The 23,161-nt window shown below is 70.0% G+C and carries 26 protein-coding genes; 15 read left to right on the top strand and 11 right to left on the bottom strand.

Annotation, left to right across the window (positions count from 1 at the left end; genetic code table 11):
- Nucleotides 1-100: 100 nt before the first annotated feature.
- The 4 genes from MRBLWH3_RS17185 (at nucleotide 101) to MRBLWH3_RS17170 (ending at nucleotide 2,727) form a co-directional block, all read left to right on the top strand.
- Complete coding sequence (locus MRBLWH3_RS17185; protein ID WP_414685411.1) at nucleotides 101-460, top strand: winged helix-turn-helix transcriptional regulator; 360 nt, start codon at nucleotides 101-103, stop codon at nucleotides 458-460.
- A gap of 24 nt (nucleotides 461-484) precedes the next feature.
- Complete coding sequence (locus MRBLWH3_RS17180; RefSeq protein ID WP_363434544.1) at nucleotides 485-856, top strand: glycosyltransferase; 372 nt, start codon at nucleotides 485-487, stop codon at nucleotides 854-856.
- A gap of 162 nt (nucleotides 857-1,018) precedes the next feature.
- On the top strand, nucleotides 1,019-1,642 hold the full coding sequence (locus tag MRBLWH3_RS17175) for a dihydrofolate reductase family protein (RefSeq protein WP_363434541.1): 624 nt from the start codon (nucleotides 1,019-1,021) through the stop codon (nucleotides 1,640-1,642).
- The gene (locus tag MRBLWH3_RS17170) at nucleotides 1,639-2,727 is read left to right on the top strand and encodes a DNA glycosylase AlkZ-like family protein (RefSeq protein WP_363434538.1); all 1,089 of its coding nucleotides are present in this window, start codon (nucleotides 1,639-1,641) and stop codon (nucleotides 2,725-2,727) included. Before MRBLWH3_RS17175 ends, MRBLWH3_RS17170 begins: the two co-directional genes overlap by 4 nt.
- 40 nt (nucleotides 2,728-2,767) lie before the next feature.
- Here MRBLWH3_RS17170 and MRBLWH3_RS17165 read toward each other — a convergent pair whose 3' ends face one another.
- Together MRBLWH3_RS17165 and MRBLWH3_RS17160 are read right to left on the bottom strand one after the other, a co-directional pair.
- Nucleotides 2,768-3,103: a cupin domain-containing protein gene (locus MRBLWH3_RS17165; RefSeq protein ID WP_363434536.1), complete on the bottom strand. Its 336-nt coding sequence runs from the start codon at nucleotides 3,101-3,103 to the stop codon at nucleotides 2,768-2,770.
- Between the two features lie 95 nt (nucleotides 3,104-3,198).
- Nucleotides 3,199-3,441, bottom strand: coding sequence for a hypothetical protein (locus tag MRBLWH3_RS17160; protein WP_363434533.1), 243 nt, complete (start codon nucleotides 3,439-3,441; stop codon nucleotides 3,199-3,201).
- Nucleotides 3,442-3,559: 118 nt separating this feature from the next.
- On the opposite strand from MRBLWH3_RS17160, the gene MRBLWH3_RS17155 reads away from it, so the two are divergent.
- On the top strand, nucleotides 3,560-5,251 hold the full coding sequence (locus tag MRBLWH3_RS17155) for a Na+/H+ antiporter (protein ID WP_363434530.1): 1,692 nt from the start codon (nucleotides 3,560-3,562) through the stop codon (nucleotides 5,249-5,251).
- Nucleotides 5,252-5,266: 15 nt separating this feature from the next.
- Here MRBLWH3_RS17155 and MRBLWH3_RS17150 read toward each other — a convergent pair whose 3' ends face one another.
- The 3 genes from MRBLWH3_RS17150 to MRBLWH3_RS17140 form a co-directional block, all read right to left on the bottom strand.
- Complete coding sequence (locus MRBLWH3_RS17150) at nucleotides 5,267-5,878, bottom strand: TetR/AcrR family transcriptional regulator (protein ID WP_363434527.1); 612 nt, start codon at nucleotides 5,876-5,878, stop codon at nucleotides 5,267-5,269.
- Nucleotides 5,879-5,942: 64 nt separating this feature from the next.
- Nucleotides 5,943-6,299 (bottom strand): SPW repeat domain-containing protein, encoded by a 357-nt coding sequence (locus MRBLWH3_RS17145; RefSeq protein ID WP_363434524.1) that lies wholly within the window; start codon nucleotides 6,297-6,299, stop codon nucleotides 5,943-5,945.
- Between the two features lie 85 nt (nucleotides 6,300-6,384).
- On the bottom strand, nucleotides 6,385-7,416 hold the full coding sequence (locus MRBLWH3_RS17140) for an LLM class flavin-dependent oxidoreductase (RefSeq protein ID WP_363434521.1): 1,032 nt from the start codon (nucleotides 7,414-7,416) through the stop codon (nucleotides 6,385-6,387).
- A 164-nt stretch (nucleotides 7,417-7,580) separates the two neighbouring features.
- On the opposite strand from MRBLWH3_RS17140, the gene MRBLWH3_RS17135 reads away from it, so the two are divergent.
- Both MRBLWH3_RS17135 and MRBLWH3_RS17130 read left to right on the top strand, forming a co-directional pair.
- Nucleotides 7,581-8,072, top strand: a complete 492-nt coding sequence (locus tag MRBLWH3_RS17135) for a bifunctional nuclease family protein (RefSeq protein WP_363434518.1) — start codon at nucleotides 7,581-7,583, stop codon at nucleotides 8,070-8,072.
- Between the two features lie 134 nt (nucleotides 8,073-8,206).
- Nucleotides 8,207-9,601: an FAD-dependent oxidoreductase gene (locus MRBLWH3_RS17130; RefSeq protein WP_363434515.1), complete on the top strand. Its 1,395-nt coding sequence runs from the start codon at nucleotides 8,207-8,209 to the stop codon at nucleotides 9,599-9,601.
- Between the two features lie 28 nt (nucleotides 9,602-9,629).
- Here MRBLWH3_RS17130 and MRBLWH3_RS17125 read toward each other — a convergent pair whose 3' ends face one another.
- Nucleotides 9,630-10,343, bottom strand: a complete 714-nt coding sequence (locus tag MRBLWH3_RS17125) for an MBL fold metallo-hydrolase (protein ID WP_363434512.1) — start codon at nucleotides 10,341-10,343, stop codon at nucleotides 9,630-9,632.
- Between the two features lie 99 nt (nucleotides 10,344-10,442).
- Between MRBLWH3_RS17125 and MRBLWH3_RS17120 the strand changes: the two genes are divergently transcribed.
- From MRBLWH3_RS17120 to MRBLWH3_RS17110, 3 genes are all read left to right on the top strand, one after another.
- Entirely contained in the window at nucleotides 10,443-10,967 is a 525-nt protein-coding gene (locus MRBLWH3_RS17120; protein ID WP_363434509.1) for a TetR/AcrR family transcriptional regulator, read from the top strand.
- A 64-nt stretch (nucleotides 10,968-11,031) separates the two neighbouring features.
- The gene (locus MRBLWH3_RS17115; RefSeq protein ID WP_363434506.1) at nucleotides 11,032-11,370 is read left to right on the top strand and encodes an ArsR/SmtB family transcription factor; all 339 of its coding nucleotides are present in this window, start codon (nucleotides 11,032-11,034) and stop codon (nucleotides 11,368-11,370) included.
- A complete protein-coding gene (locus MRBLWH3_RS17110) occupies nucleotides 11,367-12,038 on the top strand; it encodes a cation diffusion facilitator family transporter (RefSeq protein ID WP_363434503.1) in 672 nt (223 codons plus the stop codon). Before MRBLWH3_RS17115 ends, MRBLWH3_RS17110 begins: the two co-directional genes overlap by 4 nt.
- 56 nt (nucleotides 12,039-12,094) lie before the next feature.
- On the opposite strand, the gene MRBLWH3_RS17105 is transcribed toward MRBLWH3_RS17110, so the two are convergent.
- Nucleotides 12,095-13,642 (bottom strand): HNH endonuclease signature motif containing protein, encoded by a 1,548-nt coding sequence (locus MRBLWH3_RS17105; RefSeq protein WP_363434500.1) that lies wholly within the window; start codon nucleotides 13,640-13,642, stop codon nucleotides 12,095-12,097.
- A 335-nt stretch (nucleotides 13,643-13,977) separates the two neighbouring features.
- Here MRBLWH3_RS17105 and MRBLWH3_RS17100 point away from each other — a divergent pair, with 335 nt between their 5' ends.
- A complete protein-coding gene (locus MRBLWH3_RS17100) occupies nucleotides 13,978-14,553 on the top strand; it encodes a Dps family protein (RefSeq protein WP_363434497.1) in 576 nt (191 codons plus the stop codon).
- Nucleotides 14,554-14,642: 89 nt separating this feature from the next.
- Here MRBLWH3_RS17100 and MRBLWH3_RS17095 read toward each other — a convergent pair whose 3' ends face one another.
- A complete protein-coding gene (locus tag MRBLWH3_RS17095) occupies nucleotides 14,643-15,002 on the bottom strand; it encodes a PRC-barrel domain-containing protein (protein ID WP_363434494.1) in 360 nt (119 codons plus the stop codon).
- A 200-nt stretch (nucleotides 15,003-15,202) separates the two neighbouring features.
- On the opposite strand from MRBLWH3_RS17095, the gene dinB reads away from it, so the two are divergent.
- Complete coding sequence (gene dinB / locus MRBLWH3_RS17090; protein ID WP_363434491.1) at nucleotides 15,203-16,399, top strand: DNA polymerase IV; 1,197 nt, start codon at nucleotides 15,203-15,205, stop codon at nucleotides 16,397-16,399.
- 34 nt (nucleotides 16,400-16,433) lie between these two features.
- Here the strand turns inward: dinB and MRBLWH3_RS17085 are convergent, their stop codons facing one another.
- The 3 genes from MRBLWH3_RS17085 to MRBLWH3_RS17075 are packed head-to-tail and all read right to left on the bottom strand — an operon-like array spanning nucleotide 16,434 to nucleotide 19,602.
- Entirely contained in the window at nucleotides 16,434-17,207 is a 774-nt protein-coding gene (locus MRBLWH3_RS17085) for a glycosyltransferase (RefSeq protein ID WP_363434489.1), read from the bottom strand.
- Nucleotides 17,204-18,556 carry a PIG-L family deacetylase gene (locus MRBLWH3_RS17080; protein WP_363434486.1) on the bottom strand — a complete coding sequence of 451 codons (1,353 nt, stop codon included), beginning with the start codon at nucleotides 18,554-18,556 and terminating at the stop codon, nucleotides 17,204-17,206. Before MRBLWH3_RS17080 ends, MRBLWH3_RS17085 begins: the two co-directional genes overlap by 4 nt.
- Nucleotides 18,553-19,602, bottom strand: coding sequence for an acyl-CoA dehydrogenase family protein (locus MRBLWH3_RS17075; RefSeq protein ID WP_363434483.1), 1,050 nt, complete (start codon nucleotides 19,600-19,602; stop codon nucleotides 18,553-18,555). Before MRBLWH3_RS17075 ends, MRBLWH3_RS17080 begins: the two co-directional genes overlap by 4 nt.
- A 223-nt stretch (nucleotides 19,603-19,825) precedes the next feature.
- Here MRBLWH3_RS17075 and MRBLWH3_RS17070 point away from each other — a divergent pair, with 223 nt between their 5' ends.
- From MRBLWH3_RS17070 to MRBLWH3_RS17060, 3 genes are read left to right on the top strand one after another with little or no spacing between them, the layout of a single operon-like run.
- Nucleotides 19,826-21,205 carry an ABC transporter substrate-binding protein gene (locus tag MRBLWH3_RS17070; protein ID WP_363434480.1) on the top strand — a complete coding sequence of 460 codons (1,380 nt, stop codon included), beginning with the start codon at nucleotides 19,826-19,828 and terminating at the stop codon, nucleotides 21,203-21,205.
- On the top strand, nucleotides 21,205-22,170 hold the full coding sequence (locus MRBLWH3_RS17065; protein WP_363434477.1) for a carbohydrate ABC transporter permease: 966 nt from the start codon (nucleotides 21,205-21,207) through the stop codon (nucleotides 22,168-22,170). Before MRBLWH3_RS17070 ends, MRBLWH3_RS17065 begins: the two co-directional genes overlap by 1 nt.
- A complete protein-coding gene (locus MRBLWH3_RS17060) occupies nucleotides 22,167-23,150 on the top strand; it encodes a carbohydrate ABC transporter permease (protein WP_363434474.1) in 984 nt (327 codons plus the stop codon). Before MRBLWH3_RS17065 ends, MRBLWH3_RS17060 begins: the two co-directional genes overlap by 4 nt.
- Nucleotides 23,151-23,161: the final 11 nt, after the last annotated feature.

Here is a 23,161-nt window from a genome sequence, read left to right as displayed (position 1 = left end):
TGGGGACGCGCTCGGGGCGCGCTCATCGGACGCCAACGTGCCGTGCGCCGCAATACATTCCAGTCGGTAGGTACCCACTTTGAGGTAAGGTACCCACGTGATGGTGAGTTTTGCGGAAATCCGGGCAGAGGTTCCCGGTGTCTTCGACGAGGCCTGCCCGACGCGGGTGGTCCTCGACCACGTCATGAGCAAGTGGGGTGTGCTGGTGCTGATGGCGCTCTCCGAAGGCACGATCCGGTGGGGCGAGTTGCGCCGCACCGTCGGGGGTATCAGCGAGAAGATGCTCGCGTCGACGCTGCGCACGCTCGAGAAGGACGGCTTCGTGGCGCGCACGGCCTACCCTGAGGTGCCGCCGCGCGTGGAATACTCCCTGACGCCGCTCGGCGACGAGCTGATGGAGCGCATGATGCCGCTCATGGCGTGGATCGGCGTCAACGCCGGCGAGATCGTCGACCGCTGAGACCGCCGCGGCGCGCAAGACGACGTGCTGCCGCCGAACGTCCACGCGACCGGGCTGCTGCCGGCGCACCTGCTGGGCGGACTCGTCGACGCTGCCGTCCTTCACGGCGGTCAGGGCACCGTGCAGACGGCGTGCGCGGCCGGGATCCCGTTCGTGGGCATGGGACTGCAGCCGGAACAGGTCTGGAACGTCGATCAATGCGTCCGCCAGGGCAACGCGCTCGCGTTGTCGCCGAAGCAGGCCGGCACGCTCGCACTGGCGGACGCCGTGCGCCGGCTGCTGACAGACGACGGGATGCGCACCGCGGCCGAGCGCGTGCGCGCCGCGTATGCGGACGAGGACGGGGCCGCAGCATCCGCTCACGTGATCCAGGCCCGCCTCGCAGGACAGGGGTGAGCGCGAGCTGGCACCGGGGTGGCCGCTGCGTGCGGGAGTGCGACCTCGACGTCAAGGGTGCTATCCGCGAGCGCCGCGCGCGCACGCGCGAGGGGGGCTGTCGTGCCGTCGGCGCCTCGGGCTAGCGTGGGACGTGACCGCACGCACCTATCGGAGGCTCGCATGTCCGTCGTCGCCACGATGTCGCTCTCGCTCGACGGGATCGGTGCCGGAATCAACCAGACGGAGGAGCGCCCGTTCGGCGAGGTGCCCGAGAACGCGCTGCACCGCTGGATGTTCGAGACGCCCGATGAGAACCGTGCCGAGATCGACGCGATCGTCGACGCCGGTGCGTTCATCATGGGACGCCACATGTTCGGTCCGGTGCGCGGCGAGTGGGACCGCGACTGGCGCGGGTGGTGGGGCCCCAACCCGCCGTACCACGCCCCGGTCTTCGTCCTCACCCACTACCCTCGGGAGCCCGTCGAGATGGAGGACGGCACCATCTTCCACTTCGTCACCGACGGCATCCACGCGGCCCTCGATCGGGCGCGCGAGGCGGCCGGCGAGCGCGACATCCATGTGGCCGGGGGCGTGTCGACCACGAACTCCTATCTGGCTGCGGGCCTGATCGACGAGCTGATGCTGCAGATCTCGCCCAGCATCATCGGCACCGGGCTGCGCCTGCTCGACGGCATCGGCCCGGTCCGGCTCGAGCAGATCTCGGGCCGGTCGGCGTCGCTCGTCACACACGTGCGGTATCGAGTGCTCCCCGGAGGCTTCGCCGAGTCCGCAGGATCGGCGTGACGGCGCACCGGCTCACGCGCGATCAGGCGCGGCGCATCGTGGTCCGCGCGCAGCTGCTCGATGCCGAGAGACCCGGCGACGTGGTCGAGGTGGCCGAGCAGCTCGGCTACATCAAGATCGACCCGACCGCGACGATCGCGCCGTGCGAGCACACCGTGCTGTGGTCGCGGATCGGCTGGTCGTACGAACCAGGGCAGCTGCGCAAGGTCGTGGAGGACGACCGCCTGCTCTTCGAGTTCGACGGCACGTTCCGCCCCATGAGCCTGCTACCGCTGATGCTGCCCGCGATGCGCCGGTGGCCGCAGCGCGAGAGCAGCCGCCAGTGGCTCGAGGCGAACGCCGGCTTCCGTGCGGATGTGCTCTCGCGACTGCGCGCCGAAGGGCCGTTGCTCGCGAGCGACATCCCCGACACCGCGCAGGTGAGCCGTGCACCCGACGGCTGGTCGGGGACGAACCAGGTGCCCCACATGCTGGACTTCCTGCTCCGCCAGGGAGAGGTGGCGGTGAGGGGCCGCGAAGGCCGCCACCGGGTGTGGGATCTCGCTGAGCGCGTGTACCCGCACGACTTGCCGGACTACGGCGACGACGAGGCGGCCGCGCTCCTGGCGGCACGGCGCCTCCAGTCCGCCGGTCTCACGAAGCCGCACTGGTATTGGAGCGGCGTCGCGAGGGACACCGGCGAAGCCGCCGTCGTCGAGGGCAGCACGACGAAGTACCGGGTCGACCCCGAGGCGCTCGCCGCGCTCGAAGAGGAGGACTCCGGAGGCCGGGTCGCCTTGCTGAATCCGTACGACAGCCTGCTCTTCGACCGGAAGCGCCTCGAAGAGCTCTTCGAGTTCACCTACGTGCTCGAGCAGTTCAAACCGAAGGCGCTGCGCCGGTACGGCTTCTTCGCGCATCCGATCCTGATGGGCGACCGGTTCATCGGGATGCTGGACGCCGAGGTCGACCGCGACCGCGAGGTGCTCAAGATCACTGCGCTCCACGAGTTCCTGCCGTTCGAGCCGGAAGAGTCCGAGATCGTCCGCGCCGAGATCTCCGAGCTCGCGGAGTGGCTCGGTGTCTCGGTCATGGGACTGCCCTGATCGGTCCCCGCGCACTGCGGGCTGACCGACCTCGACGGAGTCACGGCACGCGGTTCGACACCGTCAGCAGCACGACGGCGTCTTCGAGCGCCGCGAGGCTGTGGCGCTCGGGCGGGACCGTGAGGTGATCACCGGATGCCCCGTCCCAGGCGTCGTCGCCGGCGATGAGTCGCACACGCCCGCGGAGCACCTGCAGCGTGGCCTCGTGGGGGCTCTCGTGCTCAGCAAGCTCGTGTCCGGCGCGCAGCGCGATGACCGTCTCGCGCAGAGCGTGCTCATGACCGCCGCGGATGGTGCGCGCGGCGCGCCCGCTCGAAGCCTCGCGCGCCTTCGCCGTCAGGTCGTCGATCAGATCGGCCAGATCCGTGCTGTCCATCCGTGTCGCCTCCATCGCCTCGACAGGCCGGAGTCTACCCGCGCGGGCCGTCGTGGAGACAGGTCTCTCCCGTCCCGCACCGCATTCCGCCGAGATCAGCCCAGCCTCCTGTGCGTGCTGCACCATATAGGCGATCGCGCGGCGCACGGTCCTGCCGACGGTCGTCGCCCGGAGCGAGACCGGTCGTCGCCGGTCATGCGGCGCGCCTCGTCCTCCGCCTGCGCGTGGTCGAAGACGAAGGCACGCACGTCGGCCTGCTCCTGCCAGCGCGCCGTCGTCGGACCGTCCAGCGCCAGCCGTGGCAGGCCGGAGTTCAGGTCCCCGCGAGGCGTGCCCACCGGGCGCCGCGAGAAGCGACGCGGCAGGCCATCATCTGGTCGTCCGGTTCGATGGGATTCGCGGGAATCCCGACAGGTCGCCCGCGGTTGCACGATCATTGCGCTGAAGGGAGCCCACATGAACGGACTCGAGGTCACCGTCCTGCTCGGAATCACCGTCCTCACCGGCGCGATCCTGGCTCCGAGATTCCGGGTGGCGATGCCTCTGCTGCTCCTGGTGGCGGGGTTGGCGCTCGGCTTCATCCCCGAGGTGCGTGAGATCGTGCTGCCGCCCGAGACGGTGCTGCTCCTCTTCCTCCCGGTGCTGCTGTTCTGGGAGAGCATGACCACGTCGCTGCGCTCGATCCGCCGGGACTTCCGCGGCATCTTCCTCATGAGCACGGGGCTCGTCGTCGCGAGCGCCTTCGCAGTCGCCGGTGTCGCCTACGCGCTCGGCCTGCCCTGGGATGCCGCGCTGATCCTCGGCGCGGCCGTCGCGCCGACCGATGCCACGGCGGTGGCCGCCCTCGGCCGGATGCTGCCGCGGCGCAACTTCATGAATCTCAAGGCCGAGAGTCTGACGAACGACGGCACGGCGCTCGTCATCTACGGTGTGGCGGTCGGTGTCGCGGTCGGCGGACAGTACACGCCGCTCGACATCACCGGACTGGTGCTGTTGTCCTACGTCGGCGGAGCCGCCGCGGGTGTCGTCGTGGCGGGTGCCGCCTATCTGGTGATGAGGCGCCTGCCGAACACGCTGAACCTCAACATCGCGCTTCTGCTCGTGCCGTTCACGGCGTTCCTCGTGGCAGAGCTGATCCACGCATCCGGCGTGCTCGCAGTGGTGGTCGCCGGGCTCATCGTCGCGTACATCAATCCGCGCATCAGCACGGCTGCCTCTCGCCGCCAGGCCGCGTGGACGTGGCCGCTGGGATCCTTCCTCCTCAACGGCTCGCTCTTCGTCCTGATCGGGTTCGAGGTGCAGGCGGTCGCCCACGAGATCCCCGGCCGCGAGATCGGCGGGCTCGCCGTCATGACCGTGGCGGTGTGGCTGGTGCTGCTCGTCGCCCGCTTCGTCTTCCAGACGACATCGGTCATGATCATCCGCCTGCTCGATCGCCGGCCCTCGCAGCGCCTTCGCCGCACGACCTATCGCGCGCGGATCGTGAGCGCCGTCGCGGGATTCCGCGGTGCGGTGTCGCTCGCGATCGCACTGTCGGTGCCGCTGACCACGAGCGCGGGGGAAGTGCTGCCGGGCCGTGACGAGATCATCTTCGTCACCGCGGGCGTCATCGTGCTCACCCTCCTCGTGCAGGGGCCGCTCCTGCCCGCTGTCGTGCGATGGGCGCGCCTGCCCGATGACTCCGCGCTGCAGCACGAGCTGGAGCTCGCCGAACGCGCCATCACCGGCGCCGCGCTCACCGCGGTCAAGGAGCTCGCCCGCGACCACGGCATCAGCGAGGAGATCCGCGATCGCCTGACGCGTGACTACTACGAGTACCTCGAGCGCAACAACGAGCGGGCGCAGGCCCGCGAGCAGGCCGAGGTCGACCGTCAGATCGCCGACCTCGACAGGAGGATCGAGGGCACGGACGCGGTCGCCGCGGCCGCAACGGCCACAGCGCTCCTGGAGGTGCCTGCCCCGCTGCCCTCGCCCCGCGAGCGAGACGCGGAGTACTCGCGACTTCGCATCGCGGTGCTCGACCGCAAGCGCGAGGTGCTCTATCGCCTGAGGCGAGAGGGCGCGGTGGACGACGCGGTCGTCACCCAGATCCAGACGCGTCTGGACGTCGAAGAGCTGCGCATCACGGGCATCGAAGTGCTCGACTGAGCCCGCAGCGAGCGGTCAGGCGGCCGGTTCGCGCAAGCCCGCCGATATCAGGTCGGCGAGGGCAGGCAGGTCCGGCGTTTCGGTGGGGTCCACCACGACGTCGGCGCCCCCGGCAGCGGTCTCGTCGCCGCCGGCGAGTTCGAGCAGGCTCGGCGTGGTGATGATCGCGACCCATGCGGCGGCGGCCGTGCGCACCCGGCGCGCCGCGATCGGGTGGAGGATGCTCGCGCCGAGCACGCGTTCGACGATCGCCTGCAGCTGAGCGCGGTAGGTCTGCAGCTTCTCGCGGACCTCCGGGTGCGTGCGGTGCTCCCGCCACACGATGACGCCGCGCACCGCCGACTCCGCCTGCAACTCCCGCAGCCGGCCGGTCACGTTCAGCAGCGTGCGTGCGGGGTCGCCGCGCGCGATCAGCCCTGACGTGTCGATGGGGTCGAGGTCCAGACGCTCACCGACCAGCGCACGCAGCAGATCGGTCTTGGTGGGGAAGTAGTAGAAGAGCAGACCCTTCGGCACGCCGGCGACGTCCGCGATCGCCGTCGTCGGAGTGGCGTCGAAGCCGCGCTCCGCGAACAGGCGCTCGGCGGCGTCGAGGATGAGCCTGCGGCTTTCGCGATCGCGGGTCATGTCGGGTCCTGGGGAAAGCGGCGGGGGCGTCGGTGGTGACCGGCGCCCCCGTCTCGGTTCGCACTCAGTGCGGGAGGGTCTGGTCGTGCATGTGCATGGCGGGTCTCACGGCGAGCGCAGCGACGATCACCGCGACCGCTCCGCCGATCCAGCTGACCCAGGCGACGCCGGCCTGCATGTCCGCATAGCCGCCAAGCCACGGAGCGACGAACAGCAGCGCTCCCAGTGCGAGCTGGACGTACTCCATCGCCACCATCCCCGGCATCGCGAGGTTCGCGACGCCCGCGGCGATGAGCAGGACACCGACGATCAGCATCCACGGCATCGAAGCGCCCATCTGCGGCAAGGCGAACGCGCACACCGCGGCGACGAGGCCCACGCCGACTGCGACCCAGTCCTCCCAGCGAGTCCACTTCTTCATTCGGATCTCCTCCTTCCGAGACCTGATGGCTCCCGATCGGGGGTCGATTCGAACAGTACGCCTGACTGACCGGCCGGTCAAGAAGTCAGGAGCGCGCAGCCTGCCAGCCGAGCTGCGGCGCGACGTACTTCGCGAACGACTCGACCACCCGCAGGTTGAACTCGACGCCGAGCTGGCTCGGGATGGTGAGCATGAGGGTATCTGCCGAGGCGATCGCCGCATCCTCTCGGAGCTGCTCGACGAGCTCGTCGGGTTCCGCCGCGTAGGTCTTCCCGAACGTCGAGCGCATGCCGTCGATCACACCGATCTGGTCGCCGTCCTGGCGTCCGCCGAAGTACATCCGCTCCTCGGCGGTCGTGATCGGGAAGATGGAGCGACTCACCGATACGCGGGGCTCGCCGGCGTGCCCCGCCTCGCGCCATGCGGCGCGGAACGATTCGATCTGCTCCGCCTGCAGCAGGTCGAAGGGTGTGCCGTCCGCCTCGGTGAGCAGCGTCGACGACATCAGGTTCACGCCCGTGCGGCCCGCCCACTCGGCGGAGTCGCGGTTGCCCGCGCCCCACCAGACGCGCGAACGCAGCCCGGGCGAGTGCGGTTCGATGCGCTGCAAGCCTCTGGCTCCGGTGCCGAACGCAGACGAAGCATCCCGTTCCGCCAGTCCTTCGCCGTCGACCGCCCGCAGGAAGAGGTCGAAGTGCTCGCGCGCGATATCGGCGCCGCGGGGGTCCTCCGAGCCGGTGTAGCCGAACGCCTCGTAGCCGCGAACCACAGTCTCGGGCGAGCCCCGCGAGACACCGAGGGCGAGCCTGCCGCCGGAGATCAGATCGACGGAGGCTGCTTCCTCAGCGAGATGGAGAGGGTTCTCGTAGCGCATGTCGATGACGCCGGTGCCGACCTCGATGTTCTCGGTGCGCGCGGCGATCGCCGCGAGCAGCGGCAGGGGGGAGGACTGCTGGCGTGCGAAGTGGTGCACGCGGAAGTACGCGCCATCGACGCCCAGTTCATCCATGCCCTGGGCGAGGTCGATCGCCTGCAGCATCGAGTCGCCCGCACTGAGCTGTCGCCCGCCGCCGAGCGGGCCGTAGTGTCCGAACGAGAGGGTTCCGAATCGCTGCATGTCGTCTGCAACCGTACGCGCGGGGCATCCATTCCGGTGAATGAAAACAGTCGTGCGGCGAACGCGAGGCGCGCGCAACCCCCTGTCCTGGGTGCGTGCGCGGTGCCTACGATGGCCCGAGAGAAGACGGCGCCGACGGATGCCGCGAGCCGAGGGGGTGCGCAATGGTCCAGGTCCGCGTGGCCGGTGTGGCTCTTGACGCGTCGGGGCAGCACGTGCTGCTGCTGAAGCCCGTCGATCAGATCCCCGGCGACGGGCTCGTGCTCCCGATCTGGATCGGCCAGCTCGAGGCCACGTCGATCCTGGTCGCCGTCGAGAACGCCGAGGTGCCGCGGCCGCTCGCGCACGATCTCATGGGGCTTATCCTCACCGCGCTGGACGCGGCGGCGACGAAGGTGGAGGTGACGCGCATCGAGGACGGCACGTTCTACGCAGAGATCACGCTGTCCACGGCGCTCGGCGAGCGCGTCGTCGATGCCCGTCCGTCCGATGCCGTCGCGCTCGCGTCGCGGGTGGGCGCGCCGATCTGGGTCGCCGACGCGGTCCTCGCCGAGGCGGGTGTTCCCGACGTGCTCACCGAGACGGATGCCGCAGAGCGGCTCGACGAGTTCAAGCGATTCCTCGACGACGTCGAACCGGAGGACTTCGAGAGCTGAGGGCGGGTTCGCGCCGCCGTGTATCTGCGGGGGTACTTCGCGCTCTTTCGTGGGGTGGCCGCCGTGTGTGGGCGACCGCGCGGACGGAGTCGGTCGTGAGGTTCCGTCGCACTCGTTCACCGAAAGGCAGCCCCATGTCCCTCAACGACCTCGCCATCGACGTGCCCCACGCGGCCGCGGCCGCCGCGGCGGCCGAGCTGCGCTCGGCGCTGGGCGACCGCGCGCTGCTGCGTGGCGACGCCGGATACGACGCCGCCAGGACCCCGTGGAACCTCGCCGTGGCGCAGCATCCGTTCGCCGTCGTGATCCCGGAGTCCGCGGACGACGTGGTCGAAGTCGTTCGTGCCGCCACGCTCTCGGGCCTGCGCATCGCGCCGCAGTCGACCGGTCACGGTGCGGGCGCGCTCAGCGACACCGACCTCGCGCACACCGTGCTGGTGTCGCTGCGGGAACTGCGGGGCGTGACGGTCGACGCCGAGGCGCGGACGGCGCGCGTGCTCGGCGGCTCGCTCTGGAACGACGTGCTCGAAGCGGCGGCGCCGCACGGTCTCACCGCCCTGCACGGCAGCGCCGGCGACGTGTCGGTCGTCGGGTATTCGCTCAGCGGCGGGCTCTCGTTCTACGCCCGAGCGCACGGTCTGGCCGTCAACGCGGTGCGCGCTGTCGAGGTCGTGACGGCCGAGGGCGTGCTCGTGCGCGCGACGGCCGACGAGAACCCCGAGCTCTTCTGGGCGCTGCGAGGCGGGTCGGGCTCGTTCGGCGTCGTCGTCGCGATCGAGATCGACCTGCTCCCGCTCGCCGAGGTCTTCGCCGGCATGCTGCTGTGGGATGCGTCGCGCGCCTCCGAGATCTCGCACGCATGGGCGCGATGGACGCGGTCCGCCCCTGAGACGGCCACCACGACGCTGCGCATCCTCCACATCCCGCCGATGCCCGAACTGCCGCCGTTCCTGTCGGGCCGCTCGGTGGTCGTGATCGATGGCGCGATCGAAGACACGGATGCCGCGGCAGCCGCTCTGCTCGAGCCGCTGCGTGCGCTCGAGCCCGAGGTCGACACGTTCGCCCGGATTCCCGCGCCCGCGCTCGTCGGCGTGCACATGGACCCGCCCGAGCCGTCGCCGTCGGCGACGTGGCACGCGGTGCTGGGGGAGCTGCCGGCACGCGCCGTGGACGCCTTCGTCGAGGCGGCGCAGACGCCCGGGATCTTCGTGCAGGAGCTGCGTCACCTCGGCGGGGCCGTGAACCGGCGCCCGGAGGGCGGCGGTGCGATCGCGTCGCTGGACGGCGAGTACCTCGTGCACTCGATCGCGATGGTGATGACGCCCGACGCCGCACCGGCCGCGACGGCCGCGGTGCGTGCGGGGGTCGCGGCCATGATGAAGTGGCGCGTCGACGCGCTCGCGCTGACGTTCGTCGACGCGCCCGGTGCCGATCGCTCGGTGGCGTTCGGGTCGGCGTGGGCCCGGTTGCGTCAGCTGAAGCTCGCGTACGACCCGGCCAACCTCTTCGCGGCGGCGCGGCCGGTCTGAGTCCACCGGTTGCCCGGGCAGGTGGGGTTCAGGCCGCACCCGCCCGGACAGCGGCCGCGACCTCGGCGGGCGAGCCCTTCCAGGGCGCGCCGTGACCGGGGAGCACCCACGAGGCATTCACGCCGGCGAGGCGTTCGAGCGAGTCCAGGGCTTCGGCGGGGTCATCGGTGAAGGGTGCCGGCTGCATGCCCTCGCGGCCGGTGAGCACGTGGCGCGTCGTGAGCGCGTCGCCCACGAACACGGCGTCGGCGACCGGGATGTGCACCGCGATGCTGCCGGGCGAGTGGCCGGGCATGCCCACGATCACGGGTGAGCCGGGCAGATCGAGCACATCGCCGTCGTGCACCTCCACGACCTCCGAGACGTAGGTCATGGGCATCGCCCGCTTGCGCAGGGCGTAGGTGAAGAACCCGAGCGTCGGCGCGAGCTTCATCGGCCCGGTCGACACCTTCGGCTTCTCTCCGGTCCGGGCGCGCTCGGCATCGGCCTCGTGCACGTAGACGGGCACGCCGTGCTCGCGGCGCAGGTGCTCGGCGAAGCCGATGTGGTCGCTGTCGCCGTGGGTGAGCACGACACCCTTGACGGCGGCGGGGGTGAGGCCCAGCGTCTCGAGTTCGCGCACGAGGTCCTTCCAGTGACCCGGGAGTCCCGCGTCCACGACGGTGACGCCGTCGTCTGTGACGACGAGGTAGGCGGCGACGATGTCGTTGCCGATGCGGTGCAGGTGCGGTGCGAGCTTCATGGGGGATCCTTCGCGAGAGCCGTCGGTGTCTCCGAACTTGGCATGGCTACGATACGTAGCTATGATGGCTACTGTCAATAGCCATCGAGGAGACGCCACATGCCGACACCGGAACGCACGTCGTACGCCGAGATCGTCGCCGCAGGGCGCGACATCCTCGAAGAGTCCGGGCCGACAGGCCTCACGATGCAGAGCGTCGCGCAGCGTGTGGGGGTGCGCGCGCCGTCGCTCTACAAGCGCGTGCGTGATCGCGACGCCCTCATCGGGGCCGTGGCCGCCGCAACCGTGGGTGACCTGACAGAGCGGCTCGAGGCATCCGATCGCTCTCTGGAAGATCTCGCCCGCGCGTACCGGGCGCTCGCGCACGAGCGCCCGGAGGGGTTCCGCCTGATGTTCGCGGCCGCCGCCCCGCAGGAGCTGCTCGACCGCGCGGGGATGACCATCGTGGACAGTGCCGCCGCGATCGCCGGCCAGGAGCACGCCCTCGATGCGGCGCGTCTCGTGACGGCGTGGGCGACCGGGTTCATCCACATGGAGCTCGCCGGAGCCTTCCGGCTCGGCGGCGACGTCGACGGCGCATTCGAGTACGGACTCGCGGCGCTGCGCCGCGGACTCGGGGCCTGAGTCGGGACTCGCGCGACGAGAGCGCCCGTCGATTCAGTACAGTAATCTCTGTACTATTGCGGGGATGACCTCGGCGAACGCCACTGTCTCCCACACCGCCGCCCTCGCCCGGCTCGGCTTCGCGCTCGCGGATCCCACGCGCAGCGCCGTCCTCCTGGCGCTGCGCAGCGGTCCCGCCTACCCGTCCGATCTCGCGGACGCCGTCGGGGTGTCGCGTCAGGTGATGTCGAACCAGCTCGCATGCCTGCGCGGCTGCGGTCTGGTGGAGGCGACTCCCGAGGGACGACGCTCGTCGTACCGGCTCGCCGATCCTCACCTCGCGCCCGCGCTCGACGAGCTGCTGCAGGTCGTGCTGTCGGTCGATCCCGCCTGCTGCACCGGTGAGACCTGCGGGTGCGTATGAGCGCCGGCGTCCTTGCCCACGAGCGGCGGCACCTCCTCGAGCGCCGCATCCGCTGGATCGTCGCGGCGACGATCGCCTACAACCTGGTCGAGGCGATCGTCGCGATCACCGCCGGCGCGATCGCGTCGTCGGGCGCGCTCATCGCGTTCGGACTGGATTCGACCATCGAGGTCCTGTCGGCGGCCGCGGTCGCGTGGCAGTTCACTCGACGCGACCCGGGGCGTTGGGAGCGGCCGACGCTGCGGGTGATCGCGGGGGCGTTCTTCGCGCTGGCCGCGTACGTGACGGCGACGTCGGTGCTGACGCTGGTCGCGCAGGTCGAGGTCGAGCACAGCCCGGCCGGAATCGCGATCACCGCGCTGAGCGTCGTCATCATGCCCTTCCTGTCGCTCGCCGAACGTCGCGCCGGGCGGGAGCTCGGGTCGGCGACGGCGGTCGCCGATTCGAAGCAGACTCTCATCTGCACCTTCCTGTCGGCTGCGGTGCTCGCGGGTCTGGTGCTCAACAGCCTGCTCGGCTGGTGGTGGGCCGACGCCGTGGCGGGGCTCGTGATCGCGGTCTTCGCCGTGCGCGAGGGGAGGGAAGCCTGGCGGGGTGATGCCTGTGCGACGTCGGTCGGCATGCTGCTCGAGGACGACGACGGCGATCGCGACGCGCACGCTCACTAGGCAGTGCGATCGCCTCGCGCATCCGTCCCCGGTCGCTTCTCCTGGGCGCGTCCGGGTCAGATGCGGGCGGCGATGTGGTCGCGTCTGCGCGTCGTCGACTTCGTGACCGGTCGCCACTTCACCTGCGCGTCCCACCAGTACGGGCCCTTGACATACGGGCTGCCATCGACCATGCGGATCTGCCAGCCGCCGGTGTCGAGGGTGCGGTGATGCCACCAGCACAGCAAGACGCCGTTGTCGGTGTGAGTAGGTCCACCCCTCGAGTGCTCTTCGACGTGGTGGATCTCACACCATTCCGGTCGGACGTGACAGCCGGGGATGATGCATTCGCCGTCGCGGAGGGTTATCGCCTTGCGCTGGTGGTGGTTGAAGACGCGGTCGAGGATCTCTATCGACACGATGCGGCCGTTCTCGGTGAGCACCACCCGCTGCACGGCGCCGGTGCACGCGATGTGCCGGGCAGCGGCGAGCGGGATCGGGTCGTCCTGGCCAGGCAGGTACGCGCAGCCGCGGCCGGTCGCGAGGTCTTCCTCGCGTACGTGCACAACCAGCGTCGGTGCCGCGCCGCCCAGCGTGGGTAGCGCGCCGGACGCGGCAGCGACGCCGAGGATCATCGCGAGCGCGTCGTGCCGCTGCTGTGGAAGGCTGCGCTGGTCGGCTGCCGCCTCTACCGGCTCCTCATCGGCGAACTCGCGACGGACCTGGTCACGCACCCGCTCCTCACCCGCGAACTCGCCACCTTCGGACCCCTCCGCACCTTCGCCCTCGGAACGGTCGAGACCAACATCGCCAACCGCGTCGGCGTCACGATCGATACCAGTGAAGCAGGGCCCCTTCGGCATCGATACGCCGTCGACCTTGGGATTGAGGACGCTGTCAAATCCGAGTTGCAGCTGTTCCGCGACCTCGGGAAGGAGCCGACCGCCGATCGGCACCAGTCCGTCCTCACCGCGCCGACCGAGCGTGATACCGCGCCGCCGCATCGCCTTCGCCTCGGCGGGTTCCGCGCCGTCCTGGTCGAGGTACGCCGCCCACACTTGTGCGAGCGCCCGCAGCTCGTCCGCCGACGCTGGAGGCGCAGCATCCGCTCCCTCACCGCGCGCGGCGGCCGCGAGTTCATCGTCGGCGGCGAGCAGGTCGGCCCGGCCCACGCTGCTGCGGAACGCGCCGACCACGGCGACCACCCCGTCGACGCCGACCTGCCCGGCCGCCAACACCCGGCGCAGTTGCGGGTACTCCGCCGGCAGCGCCTCCCCCGTCGACAGCGACGTGCGCCGCCCCGTCGCTCGGGCCGCCTTCACGATCTCGGCCGCGGTGCGCCCCGACACCCGGGTCGCCCGCTCCACCAGTTCGCCCACCTTGCGGCAGCCGTACCGCGTGGTGATCTGATCCGGACGCGGAACCGCGTCATCGCGGTCGACGATCTCAGCCACCGCCGCGGTCATCGCCGCCTCAGCCAGCCGATGCAGCCGCCCCGCCGCCGCCAGCGCGGCCAGCACGCCGGCATCGGTCTCGGCGGCGAGACAGCCTTCGGCGAAGGCCGCCGCGACCACCTCTGCGAGCGCATCACCGAGCCCGGTGAGGGCGTCGGAGAGGTTCGTCATGGCTCCATTCTGACGAGGGGTTCCGACATTGAACCCCCAGATCAAGCCTCGTTTTCAGCCCTGTGGAGAACCCGCCGATACCGTCCGAGGGCGCGGGCTGTGGAGGAGGCGGCGCAGGTGTCGCGCACCCCGTCTACCGTGGCTCCAGCCAGTCAGCTTCCGGTGGACCGAGATGTTCCGCCAGGCGCCGAGGAGCGCTCCGACCGCGATCGGTGAGCGCGTCGCGCCCGAAGCGTCCACGTGAGCGCCGGCGCGGAACTTGAGGCCGGTAGCACGACTGTCGAGCACGCACAATCCCTGCTTGTTCGACCGGTTCGGTCCGTACGGTCGGCATCATGGCCACCACGACGAAGAACTCAACGACGAAGAACTCGACCCCATCCTCCACGCGTAACAAGCGGCGGCCCGCTCGCGGCGCCCAGCTCACCAAGGAGCAGAACGCCGAGAGCGGTTTCGCCGCGTCCGCCACGCTCAGCGACAACCTCCAGAAGGTGCTCGTCGACCTCATCGAGCTCGCCTCGCAGGGCAAGCAGGCCCACTGGAACGTCGTGGGGAAGAACTTCCGCGACACGCACCGCCAGCTCGACGAGATCATCGAGTCGGCACGGGAGTTCAGCGATGCTGTCGCCGAACGCATGCGCGCGTTGCATGCCCTTCCCGATGGTCGCAGCGACACCGTCGCCGAGACCACCAGCCTCCCCGAGTTCCCGCAGGGCGAGATCGCCACGACCGACGTGATCGACCTCATCACGGAACGGCTCGAGAACACGGTCGGCACCTGTCGCGACGTGCACGACGCGGTCGACGAAGAGGATCCCACCAGTGCGGATCTGCTGCACCAGATCATCGAGAAGCTCGAACAATACGCATGGATGGTCAGCGCCGAGAACCGGGTCCCGAGCCGGGGATAGTCGGGCCACGCGAAACGGGGTGCAGCCGCAAGGCTGCACCCCGTTTCCATCAGTCGGCGAGGATGACGACCATCCGGCCGCCGATCCGGTCAGCGGTAGAAGTCGCCGTAGTAGGTGTCCAGCTGGCTGCGGTACGCGTCGTCCTGACCCGTCGTGGACTGGTCCCACTCCGGAGAGTTCTTGATCTGGTCCTTCGTCAGATCGACGTAGACCTTCTCTTCTTCGTCGTCGACACGTTCGACCGTCCCGGCCGGAAGAATCACCTTCCGCCCGAAGATCCACGGCCCGGTGTCCACGACGAGCCGGCTGCTGCCGGCGTCGTTGCTCGCCTCGTCGATCTTTCCGATGCGGCCATCCTTGGCCTCCACGTGATACCCCACCAGGTCGCGGGAACCGGCCCCGCGATCGACCGACTGGCGGTAGTCCCAGGCGTCCCAACTCGAGGACATGAGTGCTCCTTGTCGTCATGCGAGGGATGGATTCGGAGATCGACCGGGGTGGTCGCTCCGATGTCCACGCTAAGAAACGGTCCGAAGATCAGGGACCCCCTAGCCAATCCGGCTCGAGAGGCGTAATGGGAACGGAGGGGGTCGCCGATGTCGTCGGTCGGTGCGACGATCGTCAGAACAGATGTTCGATGGGAGGTGGTATGCGCGACGAGGCGACCGTGCTCCATGCGGATCTCGACGCCTTCTATGCGTCGGTCGAGCAGCGCGACGCGCCCGCGTTGCGTGGCCGGCCCGTCGTCGTCGGCGGCGGCGTGGTGCTGGCGGCGAGCTACGAGGCGAAGGCTCGAGGAGTGCGCACCGCGATGGGAGGCCGTCAGGCGCGCGACCTGTGCCCCGATGCCGTGATCGTGCCGCCCCGCATGGAGGCCTACTCCGCGGCGAGCAAAGCCGTCTTCGCGATCTTCCGCGATACGACGCCGCTCGTCGAGGGGCTCTCCATCGATGAGGCATTCCTCGAGGTCGGCGGCCTGCGACGCATCGCGGGTACGCCTGAGCAGGTCGCGGTGAGACTGCGGGAGCGGGTTCGTGCGGAGGTCGGGCTGCCCATCTCGGTCGGGATCGCCCGCACCAAGTTCCTCGCCAAAGTCGCCAGCGCCGTCAGCAAACCCGACGGGCTGCTGCTGGTCGAGCCCGGACGCGAAGAGGAGTTCCTGCTCCCGCTGCCGGTGGAACGGCTGTGGGGGGTGGGCGCCGTCACTGCTGAGAAGCTCCACGGTCTCGGCATCCACACCGTCGGGCAGCTGGCCGAGCTCGAGGCTGCGACAGCCGAGAGACTGCTCGGCAGGGCGGCCGGAGCGCACCTGCATGCGCTGGCTCGGCTGCGCGATCCGCGCCCGGTCGATACCACGCGGCGCCGCGGGTCCATCGGCTCGCAGCGTGCGCTCGGGAACCGGCCACGCACGCCCGAGGAGCTTGAAGTCATCCTCACGCAGATCGTCGATCGGCTCGCGCGTCGCCTGCGCGACGGCGACCGCGTCTGTCGAACCGTCGTGCTGCGCCTCCGGTACGGCGACTACGCGAAGGCCACGCGCTCCCGCTCGTTCCGCTCACCCACCGATCGCACTGCGCTGATCCTCGCGGTCGCGCACGGGTTGCTGGCCGTCGCGCAGCCCGAGATCGCAGAACGCGGCATCACCCTCATCGGCGTCTCGCTGTCGCAGCTCGGCCGCGTCGACAGTGTCCCGCCAGAGCTCCCGATCGATTGGGACGACGGCGTGCGCCTGGACACGGTGCTCGATGCCGTGCGCGATCGTTTCGGCGCAGCATCCGTCTCCCGCGCGACGCAGCTCGGCCGCGACCCCGGCTGGTCGACGCCGCTTCTGCCGGAGCACGAGTGACGACGGGGCGCCGACACGGCGGACAGCCTCTGCATCACGCGACTTCGGACGGGTCGTGCTCCCACTGGTGGACGCCGTGCTGCAGGGGTGGTGGGTCGTGGCGTCGCCGCGCGAGCGGAACGAGGTCTTCCCGCAGGTAGCGGGAGTAGCCGCCCGGGGCGCGACCGATCGGGCGTCCGCTGGTCCGCACCCACGCGGCATCGGTCGCGAGGAGGCGCCCGCCCCGGGAGCGGATCTCGTCGACGAGCCAGACATCCTCGTGCACGGCGGCATCGGCGAAGCCTCCGGCATCGAGGAGTGCGCTCGCGCGGATGCCGAGATTCGCCCCGTGCACGTGTCCGTTCGCGACACCCGGCGTGTGGGTCGCCCACCACGCCTCGACCTGCTCCGCGTCGAGGTCGCGGAAATCCGGGCGCACGGTGCCGACCACGACATCTGCTCCCTGCTGGGCGAGATCCAGCTGATGGATCAGCCAGTTCGGCGGTACGACCGAGTCGGCATCGGTGTGCGCGGTCCAGATCGCGCGCGCCGGGGCGTCGCCGAGCCCTTCGAGCGCCGCGCGTACCCCGGCCGCCCTGGCGGTGCCGACGCTGTGCGCGTCGACGCTGATGACCTCGACGCCCGCAGCCTCCGCGACGCTCGCCGAGCCGTCGGTGCAGGCATCGAGCACAACCCACACTCCGATGCGTGGTACGACCGAGCGCGCCGCGTCCACGGCCCGAGCGATCGAGTCCAGGCAGGCGCCGAGCAGCTGTTCCTCGTCGTGCGCCGGCACGATCACGGCGACGGCCCGCGTGCGTCTATTCATATAGGACGCTCTCCGCCGGCGGACCGCTCGAACACCTCGAGTACGAAGTCGCGTTCGAGATGGTGCAGCGTCTTCGTCCACGAGGGGTCGTCGCCGAGGGCGGCGTGGACCTCGTCTGCGGTGAGCGGCGCATCCGACATCGGGTGCCGCCAATGACACGCGACCAGGACACCATCGTGAGTAAGGGATGCTGCGATCCGCGCCCGTGCGGCGGCCAGGTCGTCCGCAGACCAGTAGTAGCCGAGTTCGGACAGCACAACGAGGTCGAAGCAACCGCTCGGCCACTGCGCGGGCAGGTTCCGGTGCTCGAAAGCCAGACCGATGGTTCCGTCGGCTCGATCTTGGGCACGGGCCAGCGCAGTGGGCGAGGCGTCGACGCCGAGCACCCCATCGGCACGCCGGGCGAGTTCGATCGTCAAGACGCCGGTCGCGCAGCCGAGTTCGAGCACACGTGAGAAGCGCTGACGGGGGAGCGCGGCCAAGAGGACGGAGCGCTTCCGCTCCTCGTACCAGCTCGTCTCGAAACCCCAGGGATCTGCGTGCGTGCGGAAGTAGCCGTCGAACGTCGCCGGGTCCGCGGACGCGGCGGCCGGCGAGGGCTCCGTGTCGATGAACAGCTCGTAAGGGCGAGCGAAATGCGCCCGCATGTCGTCGTGCAGGATCGCTTCGTCGCCCGGCGCATCTGACATCGGCGCGACCTGCGACACGTGTCGCGCCAGCGCCGCGGACTTGGCGTCGGCGACACCCTTCGCGAGCGGCAGCGTGCGCCATCGAGCGGGCTCGACGAGAGCGTCGACGGCCTCGGGATCGCCCCAGTGCCACAGCCAGATCGGGTACGCGATCACGTGCACCCCCGGTCCGCGGAGCGTGAGGGCGGTCTCGCCCGCAACCCGATGATCGCGATGGCCATCGCCCCACCACGGGACCGCCAGCAGGACGCCGTGCGGCAGCGGTCCGAGTTCGCCCAGCAGCGCATCGCGCAGTGCCGCCGTCGACTCGCGAAGGCCTCCGTCCGGAAGGCCGAGAAACCTGAGCCGCGCACCGGGGGCGAGTTCGCGCAGCGCCGCGACGACTTCGAATCGCCGTCGTACGCCGAGATCCGCGGCCGCCAAGGAGCGCGGATGAGACGCCTCACCGTCCGTGGCTACGATCACCGATACGTCCGTTCCGGTCGCCGCTGCGGTCGCGATGAGTCCGCCCGCGCCGAGCGTCTCGTCGTCGGGGTGCGCGGCGAGCACGATGAGGCGCGACGCGCGGTCGTGCAGAGGCGTCGCTCTGGACCGCAGCCGGGCCGCCGTCCACTCGGCCTCCGAGGTACCGGGGTCGCGGTGATCGAAGGCGACGCTCACGGCAGGAGCCTCCGGCCGAGGCGGGCGAGGTCCCGTTCGCCGTGGTGCTGTCGCGCGTAGATCCGGAGATCCGCCACACGCCGCGCGTGATCCTCATCGGTGGTCAGCGGGCCGGGACCGAGCGCATGATCGGCGAGGTTGAGGACCTGCTCGACGGCGCCTGCGACGACGGCCCTCGCCCGGGCGGCGAGCGTGCCGGTTTCCTCGTCGCCCAAGCCGGTGTCGATCGCCTCGGCCGCCTCGGCCAGGACTGCCCGCGCCGCCCAGAGCGCAGCATCCGTGCTCCCGGCGGAGAACTCGGCGAGTTGGTCCGCGCCGTCACGACCGGCTGAGGCGACCAGCGCCTCGTGCACGGGAACAGCTCCACCCCACCACGCCGCCGCAACGCCGATACCGCCCCACGCGAACCCGGGGCGTGACAGGTACCACCCCGGCTCGCCGACCGGCACCGCGCGGACGGCGTCGAAGTCGACAGGCGCGCTGATCACCTGGCTGAGCCCTCGCGCGACCCACGGGCCCGATCGTGCGGACACTCCCACGACACGGAGGGGCACAGCGAACAGACCGCGCGCATCGGGAGACACCCAGGCCGTCACGAGTGCGTGGCTCAACGACGCCGCGAGCGAGCACCACGGCTTGGTCCCGTTCAGCAGCCAGCCGTCGGCTCCATGCGCAGAGGCCTCGAGTCGCGCGCCGGGCCCCTCTGCCGCGAAGACGCCCCACGATGCGTCACCACTGGCACCCACCTCGTCCAGCGCCGTATCGACGTCCACCCCGTCGCGGCGCGCCTGGCACAGGATCGCGAGTGCGTCGAGCTGTGGTTCGAGGATCCGGGCGGCGCCGACGTCGAGTCTCGCGGTCTCGGCGAGGAGCTCCCACAGCTGTGCTGTCCGGCCACTCCCCGGCAACGGTGCGTCCCGTCCGACGCGAACCGCCCACTCGATCGTCGCAGGCACGTCGGTGCCCAGGCCATCGATCGCCTCCACCGCTGCGGCGGGCGCGGCGGAGGGTCGCCAGGGGTTCAGGGCGAGCGCGGCGGGTGACATGACGCCGACGCTACGGACTCCGCCCTTGCCGCTCGCCGGGATTGCGTCAGGGTGTACCGCCGTGATAGCCCCGTGATCCTGCCGGGAATCGGCGGGAGTCCTTCGCGCGACACCCGCCCGCGAATACGCTCCCACCGACGGTTCGTCAATCCCCTCGGTGCTCGGTCGCTCGCATCCTTACCGTCCCTCCACCGCCCACTTCTCACGGGCGGAGGAGGTGATCATGCGTGTGACACGATGGACGGCCGCCGGAGTCATCGCTCTGCTGGCGATCGGGGCCACGGGATGCGCCGTCGGAACCGGCGGCGCCGGTGATGACGACGCGGACTACGACTCCGACGCAGCCCTCAGCGGCTCGCTGTCGGTGATGGGCTTCTCCGGTGTCGACGAAGTGGCGACCAGCCGCGTCGACTATGCGGAGGGGCAGCTGGGCGATGTCGAGGTCAAGCTCGCCGAGGGCGACCTCGACCTGCAGCAATTCCTCTCGGCGGTCGCGTCAGGAGAACCGCCCGACGTCGTCTACGCGAGCAGGGACCAGATCGGCTCGCTCGCCGCGCGGGGAGCCGTGGTTCCCCTCGACCGCTGCATCGACGGCGAGGGCATTCCGACGGACGACTTCGTGCCGCCCGCGCTCGACCAGGTGACCCTCGACGGCGTCGTCTACGGCATCCCCGAGTTCAACACCGTCCAGCTGACTATGGCGAACGAGGAGCTGCTCTCGGCGGCCGGGCTGACGATCGACGATGTCAACGGCTCGGACTGGGATGCCATGAGCGCGGCTAACGAAGCCCTCACGGTGAACGATGGCGGCAACCTCGACGTCATCGGCTACGACAGCAAGCTTCCCGAGTTCCTGCCACTGTGGGCGAAGGCCAACGGCGCGGACGTCATCACGCCCGACGGGAAGAAGGCTCAGCTCGACGACCCGCACGTGGTCGAAGCGCTCGAGTGGGCAGCATCCATCTATGAAGACCAGGGTGGGTTCAGCGCGGTGAAGGCGTACCGCGACTCCGCGGACTTCTTCGGCGAGGGCAACCAGTTCGCAACGGGTGTTCTCGGCGCGATGCCGATGGAGCAGTGGTACGTCAACGTGCTCAACGACGTCTCGCCCGACGCCCCGATGGCATTCGACACGGTGCACGACCGCAAGGGCGACACGATCGCGTACTCGACCGGCTCGGCGTGGGCGATCCCCAGCGGCAGCGCCAATCCCGAGGCCGCCTGCCGGTTCGCCCGCGCCATGACGTCGGTCGACGCCTGGCAGGCCGCGGCCGAGGCACGGATCGAAGTTCGGAAGTCGGAAGACAAGCCCTTCACCGGCATCCTCACGGCCAACGCGAAGGCCGATCAGATGATCCGCGACCTGACGACCTCGGGCGGCGAGCCCTGGGACACCGCCGTGTCGAAGATGTACGAGGCGAACGACAGCACTTTCTCGATGCCCGCCAATCCTGCGGACGCCGAGTTCAAGGCCGCGATGTTCGATGCGGTGAACGCCGTGCTGGATGGCAAGGCGTCCGCCGCGGATGCCCTGGCCGACGCGCAGAAAGAGGCGCAGTCCGCCCTCGATGACGCGTGGTCCGAGCTGGGAAACGGTGACTGATGACCGCGCCGCCCGTCGCGGACGTTCCCGTGGCGCCGCCTGTGGACCGCGAGCGCGGTCGCAGGCGGGCCCGGCGGCGCAACCTGGGCTCCGCACTGCTGTTCCTCAGCCCCTGGCTCGTCGGGTTCGCGGTGTTCACGGCATGGCCGCTGATCTACAGCGTGTACCTCTCGCTCACCGATTACGACGTCATCAACGACCCGAACTTCGTCGGTGCCGAGAATTACGTCGCGCTGTTCAACGACCCGAAGATCGCGCTGGCGCTCGGCAACACCCTGTTCTTCACGATCGTCCAGGTGCCGCTGTACGTTCTGGTCTCGCTCCTGCTCGCTCTGCTGCTCAATCGCGCGGGCCGAAGCGCCGGCTTCTTCCGTACCGTGTTCTTCCTGCCGAAGATGACCCCGCCGGTCGCCGTCGGCATCCTGTTCCTGCTGCTCTTCAACGGCCAGAACGGGCTCTTCAACACGGTGCTGGGATGGTTCGGAATCGACGGACCTTCATGGACGACGGATGCTGCGTGGGTGAAGCCGGGACTCATCATCATGAGTCTGTGGACGGTCGGCGCCTCGGTCATCATCCTGTTGGCCGCGCTCCAGGCCGTCCCGGACGAGCTCTACGACTCCGCGAAGCTCGACGGCGCCGGCTTCTGGCGGCAGTCGTTCTCGATCACGGTGCCGATGATCAGCCCTGCGCTCTTCTTCATCGTGGTGGTCAACACGATCGCGGGCCTGCAGACCTTCGATGAGGCGTATACCGCGTTCTTCGGCGCCGGCAACACGACGTACAGCAACGATGCGGCGCTGTTCTACGTCATCTACCTGTTCCAGCAGGCCTTCGAGTTCCTCCACATGGGGTACGCCTCCGCCATGGCCTGGGTTCTGTTCGCGCTCATCATGGCGGTCACCGCCGTCCAGATCCTGGTCTCGCGTCGGGTCGTGTACTACGAGGGGGATGATCGCCCATGAGCAGGGTGCTCCCTCCGGGCCTGCCGCACGACGAGGAGCTCGATGCGCAGCATCCCACCGGTTCCCTCGCGCCGTTCCCGGTCGCTGACGCCGGGAACCAGGCACCTCGTGGGCCGAGGGCGCGGACCCCGGCTGCCGGACGAGCGCGCCGGCGGCACCTGATCCGCCGCTCGCTGATCATCGCGGCCCTCAGCCTGCTCGCGGTCGTCTTCGCGTACCCGTTCGTGTGGCTGGTCAGCGCGTCGTTCAAGCCCCGCGGGGAGGTGTTCGACAACCGGCTGATCCCGGAGACCTTCACGTGGGACAACTACGTGCACGTGTGGCAGGCGGCGCCTCTCGCGCTGTGGCTGTGGAACACGCTGCTGGTCACGGTGCTCGCCGCCACAACCGTGACGCTGTCGAGCGCGATGGTCGCTTGGGGGTTCGCCTACTTCCGATTCCGGGGAAGGGGTGCGCTGTTCGGCGTCGTGCTCGCGACCATGATGCTGCCCGGCGCGGTCACGATGATCCCGACGTTCCTCATCTGGAACACCCTCGGGTTCGTCGGCACCCTGGTGCCACTCTGGGCGCAGAACCTGTTCGGCAGCGCCTTCTATGTCTTCCTGCTCCGCCAGTTCATGCTGGGGCTGCCGCGGGAATTCTTCGAAGCGGCCCGCGTCGACGGCGCCTCGAACTGGGACCTGTTCTGGCGCATCGCCCTGCCCCTCAGCAAGCCCGCGCTCGCCGTGACCTTCGTGTTCGAGGTGCAGGCCGTGTGGACGGACCTCATGCGCGCCCTCATCTACCTACGGGACTCCTCGGACTACACCCTGCCGCGCGGGCTCAAGTCCCTTGTCGACGCCTTCGGCTTCGGGGGTGAATGGCATTGGGAGCTCATCGTGACGGCGAGCGTCATCGCGACGGTTCCCATGATCATCGTGTTCTTCGTCGCGCAACGGCAGATCATCCACGGCATCAGCGCGGGAGGGGTGAAGGGCTGAGACCGTCGGGG

It is taken from the genome of Microbacterium sp. LWH3-1.2 (genome assembly GCF_040675855.1).
Lineage (GTDB): Bacteria > Actinomycetota > Actinomycetes > Actinomycetales > Microbacteriaceae > Microbacterium.
Note: the sequence above shows the minus strand (reverse complement) of the source record. Positions and strands in the feature narration are given on the sequence as shown.